This window comes from Micromonospora saelicesensis (genome assembly GCF_900091575.1).
Classification (GTDB): Bacteria; Actinomycetota; Actinomycetes; order Mycobacteriales; family Micromonosporaceae; genus Micromonospora; species Micromonospora saelicesensis.
The window spans coordinates 26381-49186 of record NZ_FMCR01000010.1; the positions used below are offsets into that span (position 1 = coordinate 26381).

General features: G+C 71.5%; 17 protein-coding genes and 1 tRNA gene. 17 read left to right on the forward strand and 1 reads right to left on the reverse strand.

The window, feature by feature from the left end; all coding sequences use genetic code 11:
- The first annotated feature begins 31 nt into the window (after positions 1–31).
- The 14 genes from GA0070561_RS31340 (at position 32) to GA0070561_RS31405 (ending at position 18461) form a co-directional block, all read left to right on the forward strand.
- Positions 32–1084 (forward strand): substrate-binding domain-containing protein, encoded by a 1053-nt coding sequence (locus tag GA0070561_RS31340; RefSeq protein WP_091408999.1) that lies wholly within the window; start codon positions 32–34, stop codon positions 1082–1084.
- A 54-nt stretch (positions 1085–1138) separates the two neighbouring features.
- Complete coding sequence (locus GA0070561_RS31345; protein ID WP_373862005.1) at positions 1139–2314, forward strand: Gfo/Idh/MocA family protein; 1176 nt, start codon at positions 1139–1141, stop codon at positions 2312–2314.
- 643 nt (positions 2315–2957) lie between these two features.
- Positions 2958–4124: an inositol-3-phosphate synthase gene (locus tag GA0070561_RS31350; protein ID WP_091409007.1), complete on the forward strand. Its 1167-nt coding sequence runs from the start codon at positions 2958–2960 to the stop codon at positions 4122–4124.
- The gene (locus GA0070561_RS31355; RefSeq protein ID WP_091409011.1) at positions 4108–5067 is read left to right on the forward strand and encodes an SCO3242 family prenyltransferase; all 960 of its coding nucleotides are present in this window, start codon (positions 4108–4110) and stop codon (positions 5065–5067) included. The genes GA0070561_RS31350 and GA0070561_RS31355 overlap by 17 nt, the downstream gene beginning before the upstream one ends.
- Complete coding sequence (locus GA0070561_RS31360) at positions 5064–5990, forward strand: sugar phosphate isomerase/epimerase family protein (protein ID WP_091409012.1); 927 nt, start codon at positions 5064–5066, stop codon at positions 5988–5990. Before GA0070561_RS31355 ends, GA0070561_RS31360 begins: the two co-directional genes overlap by 4 nt.
- A 20-nt stretch (positions 5991–6010) precedes the next feature.
- On the forward strand, positions 6011–6619 hold the full coding sequence (locus GA0070561_RS31365) for an EboA domain-containing protein (RefSeq protein WP_091409016.1): 609 nt from the start codon (positions 6011–6013) through the stop codon (positions 6617–6619).
- Positions 6620–7477, forward strand: a complete 858-nt coding sequence (locus GA0070561_RS31370) for a TatD family hydrolase (RefSeq protein ID WP_091409019.1) — start codon at positions 6620–6622, stop codon at positions 7475–7477.
- Complete coding sequence (eboE, locus tag GA0070561_RS31375; protein WP_091409022.1) at positions 7477–8676, forward strand: metabolite traffic protein EboE; 1200 nt, start codon at positions 7477–7479, stop codon at positions 8674–8676. Before GA0070561_RS31370 ends, eboE begins: the two co-directional genes overlap by 1 nt.
- The gene (locus GA0070561_RS31380) at positions 8673–10088 is read left to right on the forward strand and encodes an alkaline phosphatase family protein (protein ID WP_091409025.1); all 1416 of its coding nucleotides are present in this window, start codon (positions 8673–8675) and stop codon (positions 10086–10088) included. The genes eboE and GA0070561_RS31380 overlap by 4 nt, the downstream gene beginning before the upstream one ends.
- Positions 10085–11152 (forward strand): polyprenyl synthetase family protein, encoded by a 1068-nt coding sequence (locus tag GA0070561_RS31385; RefSeq protein ID WP_091409027.1) that lies wholly within the window; start codon positions 10085–10087, stop codon positions 11150–11152. The genes GA0070561_RS31380 and GA0070561_RS31385 overlap by 4 nt, the downstream gene beginning before the upstream one ends.
- 218 nt (positions 11153–11370) lie before the next feature.
- Positions 11371–14226, forward strand: coding sequence for a PQQ-dependent sugar dehydrogenase (locus GA0070561_RS31390; RefSeq protein WP_181539429.1), 2856 nt, complete (start codon positions 11371–11373; stop codon positions 14224–14226).
- A gap of 75 nt (positions 14227–14301) precedes the next feature.
- On the forward strand, positions 14302–16410 hold the full coding sequence (locus tag GA0070561_RS31395) for a ThuA domain-containing protein (RefSeq protein WP_091409030.1): 2109 nt from the start codon (positions 14302–14304) through the stop codon (positions 16408–16410).
- Between the two features lie 328 nt (positions 16411–16738).
- On the forward strand, positions 16739–17242 hold the full coding sequence (locus tag GA0070561_RS31400) for a sensor histidine kinase (protein ID WP_091409033.1): 504 nt from the start codon (positions 16739–16741) through the stop codon (positions 17240–17242).
- Positions 17243–17453: 211 nt separating this feature from the next.
- Complete coding sequence (locus GA0070561_RS31405; protein ID WP_091409034.1) at positions 17454–18461, forward strand: sugar phosphate isomerase/epimerase family protein; 1008 nt, start codon at positions 17454–17456, stop codon at positions 18459–18461.
- A 64-nt stretch (positions 18462–18525) separates the two neighbouring features.
- Here the strand turns inward: GA0070561_RS31405 and GA0070561_RS31410 are convergent, their stop codons facing one another.
- Positions 18526–18930, reverse strand: a complete 405-nt coding sequence (locus GA0070561_RS31410) for a hypothetical protein (RefSeq protein WP_091409037.1) — start codon at positions 18928–18930, stop codon at positions 18526–18528.
- 261 nt (positions 18931–19191) lie between these two features.
- On the opposite strand from GA0070561_RS31410, the gene GA0070561_RS31415 reads away from it, so the two are divergent.
- From GA0070561_RS31415 to GA0070561_RS31425, 3 genes are all read left to right on the forward strand, one after another.
- Positions 19192–19264, forward strand: a tRNA-Asn gene (locus GA0070561_RS31415).
- A gap of 157 nt (positions 19265–19421) precedes the next feature.
- Positions 19422–21539, forward strand: a complete 2118-nt coding sequence (locus GA0070561_RS31420) for an MMPL family transporter (RefSeq protein WP_091409039.1) — start codon at positions 19422–19424, stop codon at positions 21537–21539.
- The gene (locus tag GA0070561_RS31425) at positions 21529–22767 is read left to right on the forward strand and encodes an FAD-dependent oxidoreductase (RefSeq protein ID WP_091409042.1); all 1239 of its coding nucleotides are present in this window, start codon (positions 21529–21531) and stop codon (positions 22765–22767) included. The genes GA0070561_RS31420 and GA0070561_RS31425 overlap by 11 nt, the downstream gene beginning before the upstream one ends.
- Positions 22768–22806: the final 39 nt, after the last annotated feature.

Genomic DNA, 22806 nt, shown 5'->3' on the forward strand with positions numbered 1-22806 from the left:
TAAGTCAAATCCCGCTCCCAGGAGGTCATTCATGACCCAGCACAGTCGCGACCTGTCGCGCCGCCGGTTGCTCTTCGGTGGAGCCGCAGTGGGCGCTGCCACCCTCCTCACCGCCTGCACCAGCAACGAGACCCCGGCCGCCAGCACCCAGACCAAGGCCGCCGGAAACAGTGAAGGCAACAACGCCCCGGGCAAGAAGGTCGTCATCGGCTTCTCCGCCCCGGCCGCCGACCACGGCTGGATGGGCGCGATCCACGCCAACGCCAAGGCCCAGGCCGCTGCCTACTCGGACGTGGAGTTCAAGGAGGTCGACGGTGGGTCGAACTCCGAGGCCCAGCGCTCCACGCTCGGCACGCTGATCGCCCAGAAGCCGGACATCATCGTCGTGCTGCCGCACGACGGCAAGGAGGTCAACGCCGTTGCCCTCCAGGCGATGCAGGCGGGCATCCCGATCGTGAACCTCGACCGGGCGTTCCCTGACGCGCTGGCCTCGCGGCTGGTCATCAAGGGCGACAACTACGGCATGGGCGTCTCGGCCGGGCACTACATCGGCAAGATGCTCAAGGACAAGGGCGTCGCCAACCCGGTCATCGGTGAGATCGCCGGTCTGGAGATCCCGCTGACCGTCGAGCGCAGCAACGGCTTCAAGGCCGCCCTGGCGACCTACGGGTTCACTGTGCGGAACCGTCGTTCGGCCGAGTTCACCTCGGACAGCGGCCAGCGCGAGGCGTCCCAGCTGCTCCAGGCGCTGCCGAAGATCGACGCCATCTGGAACCACGACGACGACCAGGGCATCGGTGTGCTCGCGGCCATCAAGCAGGCCAACCGGTCGGAGTTCTTCATGGTCGGCGGCGCGGGCTCCAAGCTCGCGATCGACGCCATCAAGGCCGACAACAGCGTGCTGAAGGCCACTGTCACCTACAACCCGTCGATGGCCTCCTCGGCGGTCTCGCTCGCGCGGCTCATCGCGCAGGGTCGGGGCCTGGGCGACCTGACGGAGCTGCAGGTGCCGAAGGAAGTGACCCTGGCCTCGGAGACGATCACCAAGGAGAACGCGAGCAGCTACGACAAGCTCGGGTTCTGACATACCGGGGGGAGACCCACCTTGTCCACGACAGACAAAGAACTGCGGGTCGGCATGGTCGGCTACGCGTTCATGGGCGCCGCGCACTCACAGGCGTGGCGCACCGTGAATCGCGTCTTCGACCTGCCGGCGCGGGCCCGGATGGCGTTGATCTGCGGCCGAGACACAGCGAAGGTGGCTGACGCCGCCGACACACTCGGCTGGGACGCGTACACCACCGACTGGCGTGATCTGATCAACCGGGACGACATCGACGTTGTCGACATCTGTACCCCGGGCGACAGCCACGCCGAGATCGCTCTCGCCGCGTTGGCCGCAGGCAAGCACGTTCTGTGCGAGAAGCCGTTGGCCAACTCGGTGGAGGAGGCACGGGCGATGACCGCTGCGGCGGACGTCGCCCGGGCCGCCGGAGTGCGGTCGATGTGCGGGTTCAACTACCGCCGGGTCCCCGCGGTCACGATGATGCGCCAGTTGGTCGCCGACGGACGGCTCGGGGTGATTCGACACGTCCGTGCGACGTACCTGCAGGACTGGATCGTGGACCCGCAGTTCCCGCTGGTCTGGCGGTTGCAGAAGGACAGGGCGGGCTCCGGCGCGCTCGGTGACATCGGTGCGCACATCATCGACCTGACCCAGTTCGTCACGGGTCAGCGGATCAGCGGCGTCAGCGCGGTCACCGAGACCTTCGTCAAGGAGCGGCCGTTGCCGGCCGAGTCGAGCGGTCTGGCGGCCTCGGTGGACGGCCACTCGGCGCCCACCGGGACTGTCACCGTCGACGACGCCGCGGTCTTCGTGGCCCGGCTCGACGGCGGCGCCCTGGCCACGTACGAGGCGAGCCGCTTCGCGACCGGCCGTAAGAACGCGCTGCGCGTCGAGATCAACGGCTCGCTGGGCAGCGTGGTCTTCGACCTGGAGCGCCTCAACGAGCTGGAGTTCTACGACGCGACCCGCCCGGCCGTGGAGCAGGGCTTCAGCCGCATCCTGGTCACCGAGGGCGAGCACCCGTACATGTCGGCGTGGTGGCCCCCGGGCCACATCATCGGCTACGAGCACTCGTTCACGCACGAGATGCGCGATTTCATCGAGGCGGTCGCCACCGGTGTCGACCCGACTCCCTCCTTCGCCGACGCGTTGCAGGTCCAGCTGGTGCTGGACGCGGTGGCCCGCTCGGCGGAGCTCGGCTCCTCCTGGGCCGAGGTGGAACCGACGCTGACAGCGGCGGCCGTCTGACCATTGACCATCCGCGACGGCGGTGTTCGCACCGCCATCGCCCGACCGGCTTTCCGAAGCCGACCGGCGAGGGACCAGCCACGGATTGCGCCCCGTGGCCGGGACAGAGGTCGGCATCGGAGAGCGTGCAGCCGGGCCCTACGGCCCGGTGGCGCACGAGCAGGACGGTCGTCCGGTGCGACCGGACCGGGATTCCCCGGCCGCACCGGAGGACCGCCACCACCGGTGACCTCCGGAGGACCTGATGACACCGCCCGCCGCCGCCCCCACCCGTACCGCATCCGCTCGCCGATTCCCGGCGGGGCGTGGTTCGGTAGGTGTTCCGGTGGGCGCGGCGGCCTGAGACGCCCGGCCGGGGCATGCCAATGCCCCGACCGGCCGGATGCGGGGGAGGCAGGGTCGAGACGCCGACCCGACCCTGCCTACCAGCCCCGTCTGCTCGCACCTGCCGGGATCCGGTCCGGCGTCGTCGCCGCCGACGCCGACGTCGGAAGCCGGTGCTGTTCCGGTGCGGGGCGAGCGGACGGGGCCCATCCACCCGACCCGAAACTTTCCGAAACCGGGCCGTATCTTTCCGAAACATATTCTGATATTCCTATATTTAGCGGTACCGACGGTTCCTCGTGAATGGGGAAGGAGCACCATGCGAACAGGTGTCTGGCTGGTAGGAGCGCGCGGATCCGTCGCGACCACCAGCATCGTCGGGGGGCTCGCGCTGCGAGCCGGCCTGGCCGGGCCCACCGGCTGCGTCACCGAGCTTCCCGAGCTGCGCGGCCCGGCCCTGCCGGCCTTCGCCGACCTGGTCTTCGGCGGGCACGACCTGGCCACCACTCCGCTGTGCAAGCGCGCCGAGGCCCTCGCTGACGCCGGTGTCATCCCCTGGCGACTGGTCGCCGCGCTCCGCGACGAACTGGGCGTGGTCGATCAGGAACTGCGCCCCGCGCCGGTCGGCGACACCCAGGCCGACCGGGCCGAGGCCGTGGTCCGCGACCTGACCAGCTTCCGCGAGCGGCACGAGCTGGACCGGGTGGTGGTGGTCAACGTCTCCGCCACCGAGCCGGCCCCTCGACCGCACCCCGCGCACGCCGACCCGGTCGCGCTACGCGCCGCCCTCGACGGTCCGGACGAGGTGCTGCCGGTCAGCTCCCTCTACGCGTACGCCGCGGTGCTCGCCGGCTGCCCGTACGTCGACTTCACCCCGTCCACCGGGCTGCGGCTGCCGGCGCTGGCCGCGCTGGCCGAGGAGGCCCGACTGCCGTACGCCGGGCACGACGGCAAGACCGGGGAGACCCTGGTCAAGTCGGTGCTCGCGCCGATGTTCGCGATGCGCAACCTGGCCGTGGGCTCCTGGTCCGGGGTCAACCTGCTCGGCGGTGGCGACGGCGCCACCCTCGCCGACCCGGCCGCGAACGCGGCGAAGGTGCAGAGCAAGCAGCGGGTGCTCGGCGAGACGCTGGGCTACGTCCCGCAGGGCGGCACCCGCATCGAGTACGTCGAGGAGCTGGGCGACTTCAAGACCGCATGGGATCTGATCACCTTCAGCGGATTCCTCGGCACCGGCATGCGGATGGAGTTCACCTGGCACGGCTGCGACTCCGCGCTGGCCGCGCCACTGGTGCTCGACCTGGCCCGACTCACCGCCGCCGCGCACGCCGCCGGGCAGGTGGGGCCCCTGGCCGACCTGGGCTTCTTCTTCAAGGACCCGCTGGGCGCGCCCACCCACTCGCTGGGTGAGCAGTGGGCCCGGCTGACCGCCTTCACCCGACAATTACACGACGGCGGAGACGGTGATCATGACAACGTTGGCTGATCTCGCCGAGCTGGTCCGGGCGCCAGCCGCGCTCTCGGTGCCCGGTGACGTGATCGCCGGGGCCGCGGCGGCCGGCGCGTTGAGCCCGCGTACCCCTGCCCTGGCCGGCGCCTCGGTGCTGCTCTACTGGGCCGGCATGGCCGCCAACGACTGGGCCGACCGGCGTCTGGACGCCGAGGAAAGGCCCGAGCGGCCGATCCCGAGCGGACGGGTCACCCCGGCCGCCGCGGTCGGTCTCGCGGCGGGCCTCACGGCCGCCGGCGTGGGCCTGGCCGCCGCGGTGGGCGGTCGCCGCGCCGCCGCACTCGCCGTGCCGCTGGCGGCCACCATCTGGGGGTACGACCTGCTGGCCAAGAACACCGCGGCCGGCCCGGCCGTGATGGCCGCCTGCCGGGGGCTGGACGTGCTGCTCGGCGCGTCCGGCGGCCGGATCACCCGGGCGTTGCCGGCGGCGGCCACCGTCGCCGCGCACACCTGGACGGTCACCGCGCTGTCCCGCCGGGAGGTCACCGGCGCCGACGCCACCCTGCCGATGCGCACCCTCGCCGGCACCGCGCTGGTCGCCGCCAGTGCCGCCGTCGCCGTGCCGGGCGCCCGACGCGCAGCCCTGGAAACGCCGAACCAGGCCGGGGCCACCGACCGGGCCGAGACCGTCGACGGGACCGGCGTGCGCGCGGGTCGCAGCCGGTCGGCCACTATCGCGGCGGTGCTGCCCGCGGTGCTGGCCGGCTGGTACGCCGCCCGGTACGGCGCGGCCCAGGCCGCTGTGGTCCGGGATCCGTCCGCCGGGCGGGTCCGCGCGGCCGTCGGCGCCGGGATCACCGGGTTGCCGGCCCTCCAGGGGGCCCTCACCGCACGGGGTGGAGCGGGTCTGCTCGGGGTGGCCGTCGCGGCGGCCGCGCCGCTGGGTCGACGGCTGGCCCGGAAGGTCTCCCCGACATGAGCGTCCCCGAGCCCCGGCCCGGTGCGCCGGCCGCCGACGCCACCACGCTGCGCCTCGGGTACGGCACGAACGGCTTCGCCAACCACCGCCTCGACGACGCGCTCGCCGTCATCGCCGACCTCGGCTACGACGGGGTGGCGCTCACCCTGGACCACGACCACCTGGACCCGTTCGCGCCCGGGCTCACCCGCCGGGTCGCCGCGGTCGGTCGACGGTTGGAGTCGCTGGGCCTGGCGGTGGTCATCGAGACCGGCGCCCGCTACCTGCTCGACCCGTGGCACAAGCACGCCCCGACGTTGCTGCACGACGACCCGACCCGGCGGATCGAGTTCCTGCGCCGGGCCGTGCGGATCGGCGCCGACCTGGGCGCGGAGGCGGTCTCGTTCTGGGCCGGTGTCCGACCCGAGGCGGTGTCACAGCAGTGCGCCTGGGACCGGCTGGTGGCCGGCTGCGCCACAGTGGTCGACGCGGCCGACACCGCCGGCGTCACAGTCGGCTTCGAACCGGAACCGGGCATGCTGGTGCAGGACATCGCGGACTGGCGTCGGCTGCACGCCGCTCTCGACAACCCGGCCCGCTTCGGCATCACCCTCGACATCGGACACTGCCGGTGCCTGGAGCCCTGGCCGGTGCCGCAGTGCGTCGCCGAGGTGGCCGACCACCTGGTCAACGTGCAGATCGACGACATGCGCCGCGGCGTGCACGAGCACCTGGAGTTCGGCGTCGGCGAAATCGACTTCCCGCCGGTGCTGGCCGCGCTGCGCGACGCCGGCTACCAGGGGCTGGTCGCGGTGGAGTTGCCCCGCGACTCGCACGCCGCACCCGCCGTGGCCGCCCGGTCGATCGAGTTCCTGCGCGCCGCCGCACTGGCCGGCCGCGCGAAGGACGAACTGCCCGCAGACATTCCTGGGGTGCCTGCGTAGCAACAAGGGGAGGAGACGGGATGACACCGGATTCACTACGGGCCGCGCTGGGAGGCGTACCCGATCCCGATTGGCTGGACACGGCGCTGCGCCGGGTCACCACCGAGCCCACCGCGATCACCCGGCTCTTTCCCGCCGTCGGCCGACGCTGCGGGCGGGCCGCGCTGCCCGACGCCCCCGGCTGGACCGCCGACGATGCGGCCCGGGTGCTGCTGCTCACCAGCCTGCCCGGCGAGCACGCGGCGTACGCCGAGCGCCTCTACCAGCACGGTGACGCGGCCGAGCGACGAGCCGTGCTGCGCGCCCTGCCGCTGCTGCCGATCGGCGCCGACGGGGTTCCGTTGCTGCACGACGCGATCCGGACCAACGACACCCGGCTGGTCGCCGCCGCGCTCGGCCCGTACGCCCGGCACCTCGACCAGGCCGCCTGGCGGCAGGCGGTGCTCAAGTGCGTGTTCAGCGGCGTCCCCCTGGCCAACGTGGCCGACCTGGACACCCGGGCCGACGGCGAGCTGACCGCGATGCTGGCCGCGCTGGCCGCCGAACGGCACGCCGCCGGCCGGGAGTTGCCCGCCGACGCCAACGACCTGCTCCACCGGCTCACCGCCGCACTGCCCCGGGAGGCGTGAATGCGCATCTTCGACCCCCACATCCACATGACCTCACGCACCACCGACGACTACGAACGGATGGCCGCCGCCGGAGTGCGCGCCGTGGTGGAGCCGGCGTTCTGGCTGGGTCAGCCGCGCACCAGCGCCGCCTCGTTCACCGACTACTTCGACTCGCTGATCGGCTGGGAGCCGTTCCGGGCCGGGCAGTTCGGGGTGCGCCACTTCGCCACCATCGCGCTGAACCCCAAGGAGGCCAACGACCCGCGCTGCCGACCGGTCCTCGACCTGCTGCCCCGCTACCTGGACAAGGACGCGGTGGTGGCGGTCGGCGAGATCGGGTACGACTCGATGACGCCCGAGGAGGACGAGGCGTTCGCGGCGCAGCTCGCCCTCGCTGTGGCGTACGACCTGCCGGCCCTGGTGCACACCCCGCACCGGGACAAGGCGCGCGGCTGCGAGCGAACCCTCGCCGTGGTCGCCGAGTCCGGCATCGACGCGGGTCGGGTGGTCGTCGACCACCTCAACGAGGTGACAGTGAAGCTGGTCCGTGACAGCGGCTGCTGGCTGGGTTTCTCCATCTACCCGGACACCAAGATGACCCCGCAGCGGATGGTGGAGTTGCTGCGGGAGTACGGCACGGAACGGATGCTGGTCAACTCGGCAGCCGACTGGGGGCGCTCCGACCCGCTGCTGACCCGGGCCACCGGCGAGGCGATGCTCGCGGCCGGCTTCAGCGACGACGACGTCGACAAGGTGCTGTGGCGAAACCCGGTGGAGTTCTACGGGCAGTCGGGGCGGCTCGACCTCAGCGACCTGGACGCCGCCGCCGCTGTGGACCCGCAGACCGGCAACTCGATCCTGCGTGGCGGCAGCTGATGCGGCTGCGACATGCCGGCGGCGAGACCGTCCACCTGGGCTACTGCACCAACGTGCACCCGGCCGAGGACCTCGCCGGCATCCTCGGTCAACTGGACACCTACGCGGTGCCGGTCCGCGAGGCGCTCGGCAGCGACCTGCTCGGGCTGGGCCTGTGGCTGGCCGCCCCGGTCGCCGCCGAGCTGGCCGCCGACCCGACGCTACGCCGCCGGTTGCGCACCGAGCTGGACGCGCGCGGCCTGGAGGTGGTCACGCTCAACGGCTTCCCGTATGCGGCCTTCCAGGCCCCCGTGGTCAAGCAGGACGTGTACCACCCGGACTGGACCACCGAGCAGCGCCTGGCCTACACAGTGAACCTGGCACGGGTGCTCGCCGACCTGCTGCCCGACGACGCCGCCCGAGGTTCGATCTCCACGCTGCCGCTGGCCTGGCGTCAACCGTGGGACACCGGCCGGGCCGACGCGGCCCGACGTCGACTGGACCAGCTCGCCGCCGGTCTGGCCGACGTGCAGCGGGACACCGGCCGCGAGGTGCGCGTCGCCTTCGAGCCGGAGCCCGGCTGTGTGGTGGAGAGCACGGGTCAGGCGGCCGCGCTGCTGTCCGGGATGGACACCGATCGGCTGGGTGTCTGCCTCGACCTGGCCCACCTGGCCTGCGCCTGGGAGGAGCCGGCCGAGGCGCTGGACCGACTGCGGGCGGCCGGGCTGCCGGTGGTGAAGGTGCAGGTCTCCGCCGCCGTCGAGGCCGCCGACCCGGAGGGCGGGGCCGAGGCGTTGCGCCGCTGGGTGGAGCCGCGCTTCCTGCACCAGACCCGGGGTGCCGGTTGCGCCGGTCTGGCCGACCCGGCCGACCCGACGTACGCGGCCGACGACCTGGACGAGGCGCTGGACCGGGCGCTGCCCGGGCCGTGGCGGGTGCACTACCACGTGCCGCTGCACGCCCCACCCGAGGAACCGCTCGGCTCGACAGTGCCGGTGCTCCGCGCGGCCCTGAGAGCGCTCTTCGACGGCCCGACCGCCGGCTGCGACCACCTCGACGTCGAGACGTACACCTGGGGGGTGCTGCCGGCCGCCCGACGACCCGGCACCGACGCGGAGCTGGCCGCCGGCATCGCCGCGGAGCTGGCCTTCGCCCGGGACGAACTGGTCGGTCTCGGCCTGACCGCAGAACGAACCGTGAGCATGGGAGTGACGCGATGAGTCGGCGACTGGTGGTCCTCGACGTGGTGGGGTTGACGCCCCGACTACTGGCGCACATGCCTCGACTGCGGGGGGTCGCCGACGGCGGCTTCCGGGCCGAGCTGGGCACCGTGCTGCCCGCCGTGACCTGCTCGGTGCAGTCCACCTTCCTCACCGGCGAGCAGCCCAGCGGGCACGGGATCGTCGGCAACGGGTGGTATTTCCGGGAGTTGGGCGAGGTGCTGCTGTGGCGGCAGCACAACGCGCTGGTCGGCGGGGACAAGCTCTGGCAAGCCGCCCGTCGGGCCGAACCCGGCTACACGGTGGCCAACGTCTGCTGGTGGTACGCCATGGGCGCCGACGTCAACTGGACGGTGACACCCCGCCCGGTCTACTACGCCGACGGGCGCAAGGAGCCGGACTGCTACACCGACCCGCCGGAGCTGCACGACGCGCTCACCGGGCGGCTGGGCACCTTCCCGCTCTTCACCTACTGGGGGCCGACCGCCGGGTTGCCGTCGTCGCGGTGGATCTGCCAGGCGGCGGAACAGATCCTCGCCGACGTGTCACCAGACCTGACCCTGGTCTACGTTCCGCACCTGGACTACGACCTGCAACGCTTCGGTCCCTCGTCGGCCCAGGCCGCCGCGGCGGCAGCCGAGCTGGACGCGGTGCTCGGCCCGCTCCTGGACGCCGCCCGGGCCCGCGACGCCACAGTGGTGGTGCTGTCGGAGTACGGCATCACCGACGTGTCCCGGCCGGTGGACGTCAACCGGCTGCTGCGCGCCGAGGGCCTGTTGCGGGTGCACACCCAGGCGGGCATGGAGTACCTCGACCCGTGGACGTCGAAGGCATTCGCTGTCGCCGACCACCAGATCGCGCACGTCTACGTCAAGGATCCGGCCGACGTGGCGGCGGTGGCGAAGCTCTGCGCCGGCCTGCCCGGGGTGGCCGAGGTGCTCGACGCCGAGGGCAAGGCCGCACACGGTCTGGACCATCCGCGCGCCGGTGAGCTGGTGCTGGTGGCCGAGCCGGACGCCTGGTTCACCTACTACTACTGGCTGGACGACGCCCAGGCACCGGACTTCGCCCGGCTGGTGGAAATTCACCGGAAGCCGGGCTACGACCCGGCGGAGCTGTTCTTCGACCCGGCCAACCCCGGTGCCGCGAAGGCCCGGGCCGGGGTCGCCCTGGCCCGCAAGAAGCTCGGCATGCGGTACCTGATGAGCGCGGTCGGCCTCGATGCCGGCGCGCGGGCGGTGCGGGGCTCGCACGGGCGGCTGCCCGACGACCCGGCGGACGGCCCGGTGCTGCTCTGCTCCGACCCGACAGCGGCCCGGGACAAGATCGCGGCGACCGAGGTCAAGGCGCTGCTGCTGGAGCTGGCCGGGCTGAGCCCCGGCGGTGCGGGCGGGTCGGGGGAGGGCTCATGACGGTCACCGTCGCGCCCACCGACGCCAGCGGGCTGCGGGCGCGCTTCGACACGGAGCTGGCCGGGTTTCTCAGCCGGCAGGGCCCGGACTGGCCGGACGGGGCGCCGCGGGGCGTGTTCACCGCGCTGCAACGGTTCGTGCTGGCCGGCGGCAAGCGGTTACGGCCGCTCTTCTGCTACTGGGGCTGGCGCGGCGCGGGGGCGGCCGACGGCACCCCGATCGTGGTGGCCGCGGCGGCCCTGGAGCTGTTCCACGCGTTCGCGCTGATCCACGACGACATCCTGGACGGCAGCGACCGCCGCCGGGGTGAGCCGTCGGTGCACCGGCTCTTCGCCGACCTGCACGCCCGCTCGTCGTGGCGCGGTGACCCCGAGGCGTACGGCCGCAACACCGCACTGCTCTGCGGGGACCTCTGCGCGGCCTGGTCGGATCAGATGTTCCACGAGTGCGGGCTGAGCACCGAGCAGGTGCACCGGGGGTACGGCGTGTTCGCGCTGATGCGTACCGAGGTGATCGCGGGGGAGTACCTGGACCTGGTCTCGGGCGTGGGTGACGGCTCGGTGGCCAGCGCGCTCACCGTGATCCGGATGAAGGCCGCCCGGTACACGGTCACCCGGCCGTTGCAGATCGGTGCGGCCCTGGCCGGCGCTGGCCCGGAGCTGATCGCCGCGTTGGGCGAGTTCGGTGACCCGCTGGGTGACGCGTTCCAGCTCCGCGATGATGTCCTGGGCGTGTTCGGTGACCCGGCGGTCACCGGGAAGTCGGTCCTGGACGACCTGCGTGAGGGCAAGCCCACCGTCATGATGGCGCTGGCCCGCAGCGCCGCCGACCGGACGCAGACCATCCGGTTGCGGGAGCTGTTCGGCAACCCGGCGTTGGACGCCGAGGGCGCGGCGGAGCTGCGCGACATCATCGAGGCGACCGGCGCGCGGGAGCGGATCGAGCAGATGATCCGGGTCCGGACCGAGGCTGCGCTCTCCGCCCTGCAGAACGCCATGGTGGCCGATGAGGCCCGCGTGGCCCTGGTTGCGCTGGCCGGGCAGGCGATCGACCGACGCGCCTGACCGGCGACTTTCGATCAAATCGACAAAAGTTGATGCTGAACCGCCGGAAGGTATGGACACATCGACACGTGCGACTTAGTGTCGTGACCAACACGACAATGTTTCGTCGAGGTGAACCGGCGGCGCGGTAACCCATCGACCCCCCACCACCGCTACGGCATCCGGCGCGACGGCGCGCGCCCGGCCTGGCAGTCACACGTCAGGAAGGGACAGCACAGATGTCCATGAAGGACGCTCCCAGACAACGGTCCCGACGATGGTTCTCCGCCGGATCCGCGCTGCTGCTGGCGGTCGCCGCCGGCACGGTCACCTTCGCCGCCGGCTCGGCCCCCGCCCAGGCACACACGATCGTCGCCAGCGACTTCCAGCAGGTCGAGCTGGCCCGTGGCGTGACCGACATGGGTGAGCCGATGTCGCTGGCGGTGCTGCCGGACCGCTCGGTCCTGCACACCGCCCGCAACGGCACCCTGCGCCGCACCGACGCCAACGGCACCACCTCCGTGATCGGCACCCTGTCGGTCTACCAGCACGACGAGGAGGGGTTGCAGGGCGTCGGCGTCGACCCGGGCTTCGCCTCGAACCGTTACATCTACCTCTACTACGCCCCGCCGCTCTCCACCCCCGGCGGTGACGCGCCGGCCACCGGCACCGACTTCTCGGCCTGGAACGGCGTCAACCGGCTCTCCCGGTTCACCCTCAACTCGGACTACACGCTCAACCAGGCCAGCAAGGTCGACGTGCTCGACGTTCCGGCCAGCCGGGGCGTGTGCTGCCACGTCGGTGGGGACATCGACTTCGACGCCGCCGGCAACCTCTACCTGTCCACCGGCGACGACACCAACCCCTTCGAGTCGTCCGGCTACTCACCACTGGACGAGCGGACCAACCGCAACCCCGCGTACGACGCGCAGCGCAGCGCCGGCAACACCAACGACCTGCGCGGCAAGATCCTGCGGATCAAGGTGAACGCCAACGGCACGTACTCCATCCCGTCGGGCAACCTGTTCGCCCCCGGCACGGCCAGGACCCGGCCGGAGATCTACGCGATGGGGTTCCGCAACCCGTTCCGGATCAGCGTGGACAAGGCCACCGGGGTGGTCTACGTCGGTGACTACGGGCCGGACGCCGGCTCCACCAGCTCCACCCGCGGGCCGTCCGGCCAGGTGGAGTTCAACCGGGTCGCGGCACCGGGCAACTACGGCTGGCCGTACTGCACCGGCACCAACACCAGCACCGAGACGTACAACGAGTTCGACTTCGCGACCAGCGCCAGCGGCGCGAAGTACAACTGCACCGGCGGGCCGACCAACAACTCGTTCCGCAACACCGGCCTGACCACACTGCCGCCGGCCCAGCCGGCCTGGATCCGGTACGCCGGCGACGCCGGCACCCCGACCGAGTTCGGCGGCGGCTCCGAGTCGCCGATGGGCGGCCCGGTCTACCGGTACAACGCCTCGTCGACCTCCACCACCAAGTTCCCGCAGTCGTTCGACGGGCAGTTCTTCGCCACCGAGTTCGGCCGGGGCTGGATCAAGCCGATCCACGTCAACGCCGACGGCTCCCGGGGCACCATCGACACCTTCCCGTGGGTCGGCAAGCAGGTGATGGACTCGGCGTTCGGCCCGGACGGCGCGTACTACGTGCTCGACTACGGCACCGGCTACTTCAACGGGGACGCCAACTCGGCGCTCTACCGCTTCGACTACGTCGGCGGCGGCAACCGGGCGCCCACCGCGAAGGCCAGCGCCAACCGCACCTCTGGCGCGGCCCCGCTCGCTGTGACGTTCTCCTCGGCCGGCTCGGCCGACCCCGAGGGTGGCGCGTTGACCTACGCGTGGGCGTTCGGTGACGGGACCACCTCGACCGCCGCCAACCCGACGAAGACCTACACCGCCAACGGCACCTACACCGCCACGCTGACGGTGCGCGACCCGCAGGGCGCCACCGGCAGCAGCAGCGTGCAGATCAGCGTCGGCAACACCGCGCCCACGGTCACGATCAACAACCCGGGCAACGGTCAGCTGTTCGGCTTCGGGGACACGGTGGCGTACAGCATCACGGTGTCCGACCCGGAGGACGGCACCATCGACTGCACGAAGGTCAAGATGACCTACGTGCTCGGGCACGACCAGCACGGGCACCAGATCACCTCGAAGACCGGTTGCTCGGGCTCGATCACCATCCCGGTCGACGGTGAGCACGACGACGCGGCGAACATCTTCGCGATCTTCGACGCCGAGTACACCGACGCCGGTGGGCTGACCACGCACACCCAGCACACGCTGCCGCCGCGGCACCGCCAGGCCGAGTTCTTCGGCACCTCGTCGGGGATCAACGTGTTCAGCAAGACCCCGGCCGAGGGTGGCAAGACCGTCGGCGACATCAACAACGGCGACTGGATCGCGTTCCAGCCGTACCGGCTGGGCAACGTGACCTCGTTCAACGCCCGGGTCTCCTCGGCGGGCGCCGGTGGCACCCTCCAGGTCCGGGCCGGCTCGGCCACCGGCACCGTGCTCGGCTCGGCCACGGTCCCGGTGACCGGCGGCTGGGAAACCTTCACCACCGTCACCGGGACGATCAGCAACCCGCCGACCGGCACGACCACGCTCTACCTGACCTTCGCCGGGTCGGGCACCGGGGCGCTCTACGACCTGGACGCCTTCACCTTCGTCACCGGGACGCCCCCGGCCGGTGGGGCCGGGGCGATCAAGGGCCTCGGCGGCAAGTGCCTGGACGTGCGCAACGCCGCCACGGCCGACGGCACGCAGATCCAGATCTACACCTGCAACGGCAGTGCCGCGCAGACCTGGGCGGTCACCCCCAACTCCACGATCAAGTCGTTGGGTAAGTGCCTGGACGTGTCGGGCGGTGCCACCGCCGACGGCACCAAGATCCAGCTCTGGACCTGCAACGGGACCGCCGCGCAGAACTGGGCCGCCCAGGCCGACGGCACGCTGCGCAACACGTCGTCGGGCAAGTGCCTCGATGTCTCCGGCAACAGCTCCGCTGACAGCACGGTGGTCCACCTCTGGACCTGCACCGCCGCCGCCAACCAAAAGTGGACCCTGCCCTGAGCTGGCGGGAGGGGCCCTTCGACAACGCCTAGTGTGATGCGAGGGGCCCCTCCTAACCGCAATTAGGAGAGCGATATGCGCAGACGCCTGCGACCCGTCCTCGGTGCGGCCATGGCCGCACTCGCCGTCATCGCCTGCACCACCCCGGCCACCCCGGCCAGCGCCGCCGACGCCCCGTACGACGTGCTGGTCTTCTCCAAGACCGCTGGTTTCCGGCACGACGCGATCCCGGTCGGCATCCAGACCATCCGCGACCTGGGCGCGGCGAACAACTTCACGGTCACCGCGACCGAGGACGCCGCCGCGTTCACCACGAGCAACCTCAACCAGTACGAGGCGGTCGTCTTCCTCAACACCACCGGCGACGTGCTCAACGCCAGCCAGCAGACCGCCTTCGAGTCGTACATCGGCTCCGGCCGCGGGTACGTGGGTGTGCACGCCGCAGCCGACACCGAGTACGACTGGCCGTTCTACGGCAACCTCGTGGGCGCGTGGTTCGCCTCGCACCCCGCGATCCAGCAGGCCAACATGAAGGTGGAGGACCGCGGCCACGCGGCCACCGCTCACCTGCCGCAGACCTGGACCCGCACCGACGAGTGGTACAACTACCGCACCAACGCCCGGTCGAGCGCCCACGTGCTGGCCACCCTGGACGAGTCGTCGTACTCCGGCGGCGGCATGGGCGCCGACCACCCGCTGAGCTGGTGCAAGAGCTACAGCGGCGGCCGGTCCTTCTACACCGGGGCGGGGCACACCCAGGCGTCGTACGCGGAGTCGGGGTTCCGCAACCACCTGCTCGGCGGCATCCGGTACGCCTCCGGTCGGAGCAAGGCCGACTGCCGGCCCGAGACCGGCTACACCCCGCTGTTCAACGGCTCGACGGCCGGCTGGTCACAGGCCGGCCCGGGCAGCTTCACCAACACCGACGCCACCCTGACCTCGGTCGGCGGCATGGGGCTGTACTGGTACAACGCCAAGCAGTTCACCAACTACTCGCTGAAGCTGGACTGGAAGCTGGCCGGTGACGACAACTCCGGCATCTTCATCGGGTTCCCACCGTCGAGTGACCCGTGGTCGGCGGTCGACAACGGGTACGAGATCCAGATCGACGCCACCGACGCGGCCGACCGCACCACCGGCGCGGTCTACACCTACAAGTCCGCCGACATCGCCGCCCGCGACGCGGCGTTGAACGCGGCGGGGGAGTGGAACACGTACGAGCTGCTGGTCGAGGGCGAGCGGCTACAGATCTTCCTCAACGGGGTGAAGATCAACGACTTCACCAACACCAACCCGGTCCGCTCGTTGGCCGGTCACATCGGCATCCAGAACCACGGCACCGGTGACGACGCCTCCTTCCGCAACATCCGGATCAAGGAGCTGGGCACCACGCCGCCGCCCACCGGCACGATCCAGGCCGAGGCGTTCAGCTCGGCCAACGGTGTCTCCGCGTTCACCAAGGCAGGCGCCAACGGTGGGCAGACGGTCGGCTACATCGACCCGGGCGACTGGGCCGCGTACAACGGGGTCAACCTGGCCGGGGTCACCTCGTTCACGGCCCGGGTCGTCTCCGGCGGCGCGGGTGGCGCCATCCAGGTGCGCACCGGTTCGGCCACCGGCCCGGTGCTCGGCACTGTCGCGGTGCCCAACACCGGCAGTTGGACGACCTTCGCCAACGTCTCCACGGCACTGTCCAACGTCCCGTCCAGCACCCAGAACCTCTACCTCACCTTCACCGGTAGTGGCACGGGGCTCTTCGACCTGGACGACTTCACCCTGGTCAAGGGCGGCGGGGGCGGCACCGGTGTCGGCCCGATCAAGGGTCTCGCCGGCAAGTGCCTGGACGTGCGCAACGCCGGCACCGCCGACGGCACCCAGATCCAGATCTACACCTGCAACAGCAGCACGGCGCAGACCTGGACCGTGACGCCGAACTCGACGATCAAGGCGCTCGGCAAGTGCCTGGACGTCTCCGGCAGCGGCACCGCCGACGGCACCAAGATCCAGCTCTGGACCTGCAACGGCAGCGGCGCGCAGAACTGGGCGGCCGCGTCCGACGGCACCCTGCGCAACCCGTCGTCGGGCAAGTGCCTGGATGTCTCCGGCAACAACTCCGCCGACAGCACCATCGTGCACCTCTGGACCTGCCTCAACGCGGCCAACCAGAAGTGGACCCTGCCCTGATCGACTAGGGCTGGAGGGGTCGACGCTTACGACGTTGGCCCCTCCCGCTCCGGCGCCGACCATGCCGGGCCGGGTGTGCCCCGACCGGCCGGGTTCGTCGGCTCTGGCGGAGCGGCGAGGTTCGGGAGGTGTCACCCGCGAGCGCTATACCTGTGAGTCATAGTTATGACTCACAGGTATAGCGCTCGCACCGGTGTGTGCCCCCGACGCAGATCTCGCCCGTGGCACGCGGCCCGTCGACGCGGTGCCGTCGAGAGCGCCGACCGGGTGGGCGCGTTGCGGGGACGCCGGGGGTTGGCGCACAGGTGGCTGCCGTACCTTGACCTGCATGGGGTTGTTCGCGCAGTGGCGTGGGACGGTGCTGGCGCGAGGCCATCAGCTGCTCGGTGCGCTGGGCCGGGCCGATGAGCCCGACGACCCGTCCGAGCCGGCGCCCAGCCTGAACCGTCTCGACGCGCTGGTGGAGGGCTTCACCGCCGGTCAACCGGTGCGCTGGACCATGGCCGGGCAACCCCGGCCGCTGCCCGGCCCGGTCGACGTGGTGGCGTACCGGATCATCGAGGAAGCGCTGACCAACGCGTGCCGGCACGCGCCGGGCGCGCCGGTCGGGGTCCGCCTGCGCTACGACGCCGCGGGCATCACCATCGAGGTCCGCGACGAGGGCGCCGGTCCCGCTGCCTCCGGCGGCGGCACCCAGGGCGCCGGTCGGGGTCTGCTCGGGGTACGCAGGCGCGCCGAGCGGCTCGGCGGCACGTTCTCCGCCGGCCCGCGCGCCGGTGGCGGCTTCACCGTACGGGCTGTGCTGCCCGCGCCCGAGGAAATGATCGGATGATCGGCCGACCGCGGGGCTTCCCCGATGGGGTACTGCGGAAATAAGGTGGGGTCGGCGACCGTGCTGGTGGCCGGTGACCCGGTGGGAGGCGCAACCCGCCGGGCTCAGGTGTGCTCCGCACCCACCGGTGACCGCTCGGGTGCCGCGCACGTCCGGTCACCCTCGCCCCGGTCCGCACAAGGAATCCCCATCACAACAGGGGAGAAGGACAATGGCGCGACCCATCACGCTCTTCACCGGCCAGTGGGCCGATCTTCCGTTCGAGGAGGTCTGCCGGCTCGCCTCCGAGTGGGGCTACGACGGTCTGGAGATCGCCTGCTGGGGCGACCACTTCGAGGTCGACAAGGCGCTCGCCGACGACTCGTACGTCGAGCGCAAGCGGGAGACCCTCGCGAAGCACAACCTTGAGGTCTTCACGATCTCCAACCACCTGGTTGGTCAGGCGGTCTGCGACCACCCGATCGACGAGCGGCACCAGGACATCCTGCCCGGCCGCATCTGGGGCGACGGGGAGCCCGAGGGGGTTCGTCAGCGGGCCGCCGAGGAGATCAAGGACACCGCGCGGGCGGCGGCGAAGCTCGGGGTGAAGACGGTCGTCGGCTTCACCGGTTCGTCGATCTGGCACACCCTGGCGATGTTCCCGCCGGTGCCGCAGGCGATGATCGAGCGCGGCTACCAGGACTTCGCCGACCGGTGGAACCCCATCCTCGACGTGTTCGACGAGGTGGGAGTGCGGTTCGCGCACGAGGTGCACCCCAGTGAGATCGCGTACGACTACTGGACGACGAAGCGGACGCTGGAGGCGATCGGCAACCGGCCCGCGTTCGGGCTGAACTGGGACCCGTCGCACTTCGTCTGGCAGGAGCTGGACCCGGTGAACTTCATCTTCGACTTCGCCGACCGGATCTACCACGTGGACTGCAAGGACGCGAAGGTGCGTACCGGCGATGGCCGGCGTGGCCGGCTCGCCTCGCACCTGCCCTGGGCCGACCTGCGGCGCGGTTGGGACTTCGTCTCCACCGGTCACGGCGACGTGCCCTGGGAGGACTGCTTCCGCGCGTTGAACGCGATCGGCTACACCGGCCCGATCTCGGTCGAGTGGGAGGACGCCGGAATGGACCGGCTGGTCGGCGCCCCGGAGGCGTTGCAGTTCGTCCGCCGGCTCGCCTTCGACGCACCGAGCGCCGCCTTCGACGCGGCGTTCAGCAGCAAGGACTGACCGCACGTCGGACAGACCACGGGCCGGTCGCCCTGCGGCGACCGGCCCGTCGACGTGCGGTTGGTCAGAGCGTGCTGGCGTTCGTGCCCGAGCCGGACGGCTTGGTGCGGGGGTTCGTGGACGACGGCGACCCGGAGGTCGTGCCGACCGTGCTGGTGCCCGCCTTCGCGCCCACGGTGGCGGGCGTGCCGGCGAACGCGTCGTCGGCTGCGGTCAGCTCCTGCTTGCCGGTGCTGCCGTTGGTGGTGCCCAGCTTCTCGCCCAGTTTGGTCTGGCCGAGCTTGTCCTTGCCCTCGCTGTAGAGCTTGTTGGCTTGGGCCTGCGCGACCCCGGCCGCCTCCTGCACGGTCGGGTGGTCGAGCACCTTGCGGCCCTTGACCACGAGCTCTTCGTACTTTTCCCGGCCGGCACGGGCGCCCAGGACGAATCCCGCAGCCAGCCCGCCAAGAAACATGATCTTTCCGCGCATGGCGGCTCCTTCCGTACCTGACGCGCCGTCGCCCCGGCGAGTTGCCCCGTCGGAAGGCGACCTGTTCGCGCCTGCGTCCTCTGTCCGCAGCTAACTACCCATCCTGCTCTCCGCTCAAGCATGCTTGTGCCGGGATGGCGATTTACCCCTATTGTCAATGCGACGGCGGGGAGGCAACCCACTGGACCACCACCGGGGGATGTCCTGTACTCTTGTCCCGTCGCACGGCGTCGGGGAGATCCGAAGTCGGGCGGAGCACGATCCCCTGTAGCTCAATTGGCAGAGCAGCCGGCTGTTAACCGGCAGGTTATTGGTTCGAGTCCAATCGGGGGAGCTTTTCCACGTACGCCCGTCAGCCACCGGCCGACGGGCGTTTTCGTGTGTGTGACCCGGTTTCACCCACCCTGGACCTGCTTGCCCGGCAGGATGGTCGATGTCGACTGAGGCTACCGCTGCGTCGATTGATGCGTCGATCCTTGAGGTGAGTGCGGATGTCCGGACGAGGCGGCAAGGCCACGCTGATCGCGGTGGCGGTCGTGCTGGCCTGGTTGGTGATCGGCGGCGTTTCCGGCCCGTACGCGGGGCGCCTCAGCGAGGTCGCCACCAACGACAACGCCGCCTTCCTGCCCACCGACGCCGAGGCGACCCGCGCCCAGGACCTCGCCGGCGAATTCGTCGACCGGCAGACCATCCCGGCTCTGGTCGTCTACGAGCGGCCCTCCGGGATCACCGACGCGGACCGGCAACGGGTGAGCGCCGACGCCGCCCGGTTCGCCCAGATCCCCGGCGTGGTCACCCCACTGCCCCCGCCCATCCCGAGCGACGACGGCCAGGCACTTCAGGTCGTCGTACCGGTGGACGACGCCGAGGGCGAGGAGATCGGCACTGTCGTCGAGCAACTGCGCGACATCACCGGCGGTGACCGGGACGGCCTCACCGTGGACGTCTCCGGCCCGGCCGGTCTGCTCGCCGACCTGATCGAGGTCTTCTCCGCCATCGACGGACCACTGCTGCTGGTCACCCTGGTCGTGGTGCTCGTCATCCTGCTGATCGTCTACCGCAGCCCGGTCCTCTGGATCTTCCCGCTGCTCGCCGCCGGGATGTCGTACGCCCTCGCCTCGGTCTTCGTCTACCTGCTCGCCGACGCGGACGTGGTCAAGCTCAACGGGCAGGCCCAGGGCATCCTCACCGTGCTGGTCTTCGGCGCCGGCACCGACTACGCGTTGCTGCTGATCGCCCGCTACCGGGAGGAGCTGCACCGGCACGACCGCCCGTGGGACGCCATGAAGACCGCCTGGAGGGGCGCCGCGCCGGCCATCATCGCCTCCGGCGGCACTGTCATCGTCAGCCTGCTCTGCCTGCTGCTGTCCAGCCTCAACTCCAACCGGGCACTCGGCCCGGTCGCCGCCATCGGCATCGCCGCCACCCTGCTGGTGATGCTCACCTTCCTACCCGCACTGCTGGTGCTCGGTGGACGGTGGGCGTTCTGGCCCCGACGGCCCCGAGCCGACCAGGCCGACCCGCGGGCCGAACACGGCATCTGGAGCCGGGTCGCCGGCTTCGTGGCCCGGCACGCCCGGCCGATCTGGCTGACCACCGCCGTCGTGCTGGCCCTGCTGACGCTCGGCCTCACCCAGCTCGGCGCCACCACGCTCGGCCAGTCCGACCTGTTCACCCAGCGCACCGACTCGGTCGACGGCCAGGAGGTGATCTCCCGGCACTACCCGGCGGGCACCGGCAGCCCGGCCACCATCTTCACCACCGAGCAGACCGCCCGACAGGTCGCCCAGGTCGCGAAGGACGTGCCCGGGGTCGCCGACGTCCGTCCCCTTCCGACCGGCCCGCAGACCGGCCCGCCCAACCCGAACGCCGCCCCGAAGGTCGTCGACGGGCGGGTGCAGCTGGAGGCGACCCTGGCCGACCCACCCGACAGCGACGGCGCCGAGCGGACCATCCGCGAGCTGCGGGTGGCCGTACACCAGGTGCCCGGCGCGGACGCGGTGGTCGGCGGCTTCACCGCGATCAACGTGGACACCTCGGACGCCGCCAAGCGCGACCAGAACGTCATCATCCCGGTGGTGCTGGTGGTCATCGCTGTCATCCTGGCCCTGCTGCTGCGCGCGCTGCTCGCCCCGCTGCTGCTGATCGCCACCGTGCTGCTCAGCTTCGCGGCGACCCTCGGGCTCTGCGCGCTGCTGTTCCGCCACGTCTTCGACTTCCCTGGCGTGGACTCGTCGTTCCCGCTGTTCGCGTTCGTCTTCCTGGTCGCGCTCGGCATCGACTACAACATCTTCCTGATGAGCCGCGTCCGCGAGGAGTCGGTCAAGCGCGGCACCCGCGCCGGCGTGCTCGCCGGCCTCGCCGTCACCGGCGGGGTGATCACGTCCGCCGGCATCGTGCTCGCCGCGACGTTCTCCGCGCTCGCCGTCCTGCCCCTGGTGGTGCTCGTCGAGTTGGGTACGGCGGTCGCGATCGGGGTACTGATCGACACCATCATCGTCCGGTCGCTGCTGGTGCCCGCACTCGCGTACGACATCGGGCCGAAGATCTGGTGGCCGGGCCGGTTGTCCCGGGCGAACGGTGAGCGGGAGGCGCGCGGTGCTGGCTGAAACCGATGTGGTCATCGTCGGCGGCGGCCTGGCCGGTCTCGCCGCCGCCCGCCGGCTGCACCGCGCCGGCGTGCCCTGGCGGCTGGTGGAGGCCGAGGGCCGGTTCGGCGGTCGGGTCGCCACCGACGTGGTCGACGGTCACCTCATCGACCGGGGCTTCCAGGTGCTCAACACCGCCTACCCCCGGCTCGGCACGCTGCTCGACACCGACCAGCTCAACCTTGGGTTCTTCACCTCCGGGGTGCTGGTCCGCAAGGGCGACAAGCTGCTGCGGCTGGTCAACCCGCTGCGCGAACCGACCGGTGGGCCCGGCACCGCGCTCGCCGGGGTCGGCTCCCTGCTCGACCGGCTGCGCTTCGCCGCCCTCGCCACCGGCTGCGCCACCCTCCCCGCGTCCCGGCTGCTCGCCGCGCCTGAAGCCACAACCGAGACGGCGCTGCGCCGCGCCGGCCTCTCCGACGCCATCATCGAGGAGCTGCTGCGACCGTTCCTGTCCGGTGTGTTCATCGAGCGGGAACTCTCCACCTCCAGTCACGTGCTGGCGATGGTGCTGCGCTCCTTCGCCCGCGGCCGGATCGGCCTGCCCGCCGAGGGCATGGCCGCGCTGCCCCGGGCCATCGCCGCGCCGCTGCCCGCCGACCTGCTCGACCTGGACACTCCCGTCGCGGAGGTCACCCCGGGCCGGGTCCGCACCCAGGCCGGCGACATCCGCTGCCGGGCCGTCGTGGTCGCCGTCGACCCGCCCGCCGCGTCCGCGCTGCTGCCGGCCCTGGCGACGGTACGCATGCACAGCTACACCACCTACTACCACAGCGCTCCCGAGCCGCCGCTCACCGAGCCGATCCTGCTGGTCGACGGCGACCGACGCGAACTCGTCGCCAACACTGTGGTGCTCAGCAACGCCGCCGCGACGTACGCGCCGGCCGGACGGCACCTCATCGCCACCTCGGTGGTCGGCCCGACGGCCCCACCCGAGCCGACCATCCGGGCCGAGTTGACCCGGCTGTACGGCCGCTCCACCGCGGACTGGACCCACCTCACCACAGTGGCCATCCCCGAGGCGCTGCCCGCCGCACCGCCGCCGCAGGGACGGCTGCGCAAGCCGGTGGCGCTGGGGGAGGGCCTGTTCGTGGCCGGTGACCACCGGGACAGCCCATCGATCCAGGGTGCTCTCACCAGCGGCTGGCGCGCCGCCGGCGCTGTGCTGGACGAGCTGCGCGCCGGCTGAACCGCGCCGCGAATGAGGGCACCGCAGCCGTAGTTGATC

What these genes read in the sequence shown, in the direction of transcription:
- GA0070561_RS31340 (WP_091408999.1), top strand. Translation starts at nt 32, where the DNA reads ATGACCCAGCACAGTCGCGACCTGTCGCGCCGCCGGTTGCTCTTCGGT.
- GA0070561_RS31345 (WP_373862005.1), top strand. Translation starts at nt 1,139, where the DNA reads ATGGTCGGCTACGCGTTCATGGGCGCCGCGCACTCACAGGCGTGGCGC.
- GA0070561_RS31350 (WP_091409007.1), top strand. Translation starts at nt 2,958, where the DNA reads ATGCGAACAGGTGTCTGGCTGGTAGGAGCGCGCGGATCCGTCGCGACC.
- GA0070561_RS31355 (WP_091409011.1), top strand. Translation starts at nt 4,108, where the DNA reads ATGACAACGTTGGCTGATCTCGCCGAGCTGGTCCGGGCGCCAGCCGCG.
- GA0070561_RS31360 (WP_091409012.1), top strand. Translation starts at nt 5,064, where the DNA reads ATGAGCGTCCCCGAGCCCCGGCCCGGTGCGCCGGCCGCCGACGCCACC.
- GA0070561_RS31365 (WP_091409016.1), top strand. Translation starts at nt 6,011, where the DNA reads ATGACACCGGATTCACTACGGGCCGCGCTGGGAGGCGTACCCGATCCC.
- GA0070561_RS31370 (WP_091409019.1), top strand. Translation starts at nt 6,620, where the DNA reads ATGCGCATCTTCGACCCCCACATCCACATGACCTCACGCACCACCGAC.
- eboE (WP_091409022.1), top strand. Translation starts at nt 7,477, where the DNA reads ATGCGGCTGCGACATGCCGGCGGCGAGACCGTCCACCTGGGCTACTGC.
- GA0070561_RS31380 (WP_091409025.1), top strand. Translation starts at nt 8,673, where the DNA reads ATGAGTCGGCGACTGGTGGTCCTCGACGTGGTGGGGTTGACGCCCCGA.
- GA0070561_RS31385 (WP_091409027.1), top strand. Translation starts at nt 10,085, where the DNA reads ATGACGGTCACCGTCGCGCCCACCGACGCCAGCGGGCTGCGGGCGCGC.
- GA0070561_RS31390 (WP_181539429.1), top strand. Translation starts at nt 11,371, where the DNA reads ATGTCCATGAAGGACGCTCCCAGACAACGGTCCCGACGATGGTTCTCC.
- GA0070561_RS31395 (WP_091409030.1), top strand. Translation starts at nt 14,302, where the DNA reads ATGCGCAGACGCCTGCGACCCGTCCTCGGTGCGGCCATGGCCGCACTC.
- GA0070561_RS31400 (WP_091409033.1), top strand. Translation starts at nt 16,739, where the DNA reads ATGGGGTTGTTCGCGCAGTGGCGTGGGACGGTGCTGGCGCGAGGCCAT.
- GA0070561_RS31405 (WP_091409034.1), top strand. Translation starts at nt 17,454, where the DNA reads ATGGCGCGACCCATCACGCTCTTCACCGGCCAGTGGGCCGATCTTCCG.
- GA0070561_RS31410 (WP_091409037.1), bottom strand. Translation starts at nt 18,930, where the DNA reads ATGCGCGGAAAGATCATGTTTCTTGGCGGGCTGGCTGCGGGATTCGTC.
- GA0070561_RS31420 (WP_091409039.1), top strand. Translation starts at nt 19,422, where the DNA reads ATGTCCGGACGAGGCGGCAAGGCCACGCTGATCGCGGTGGCGGTCGTG.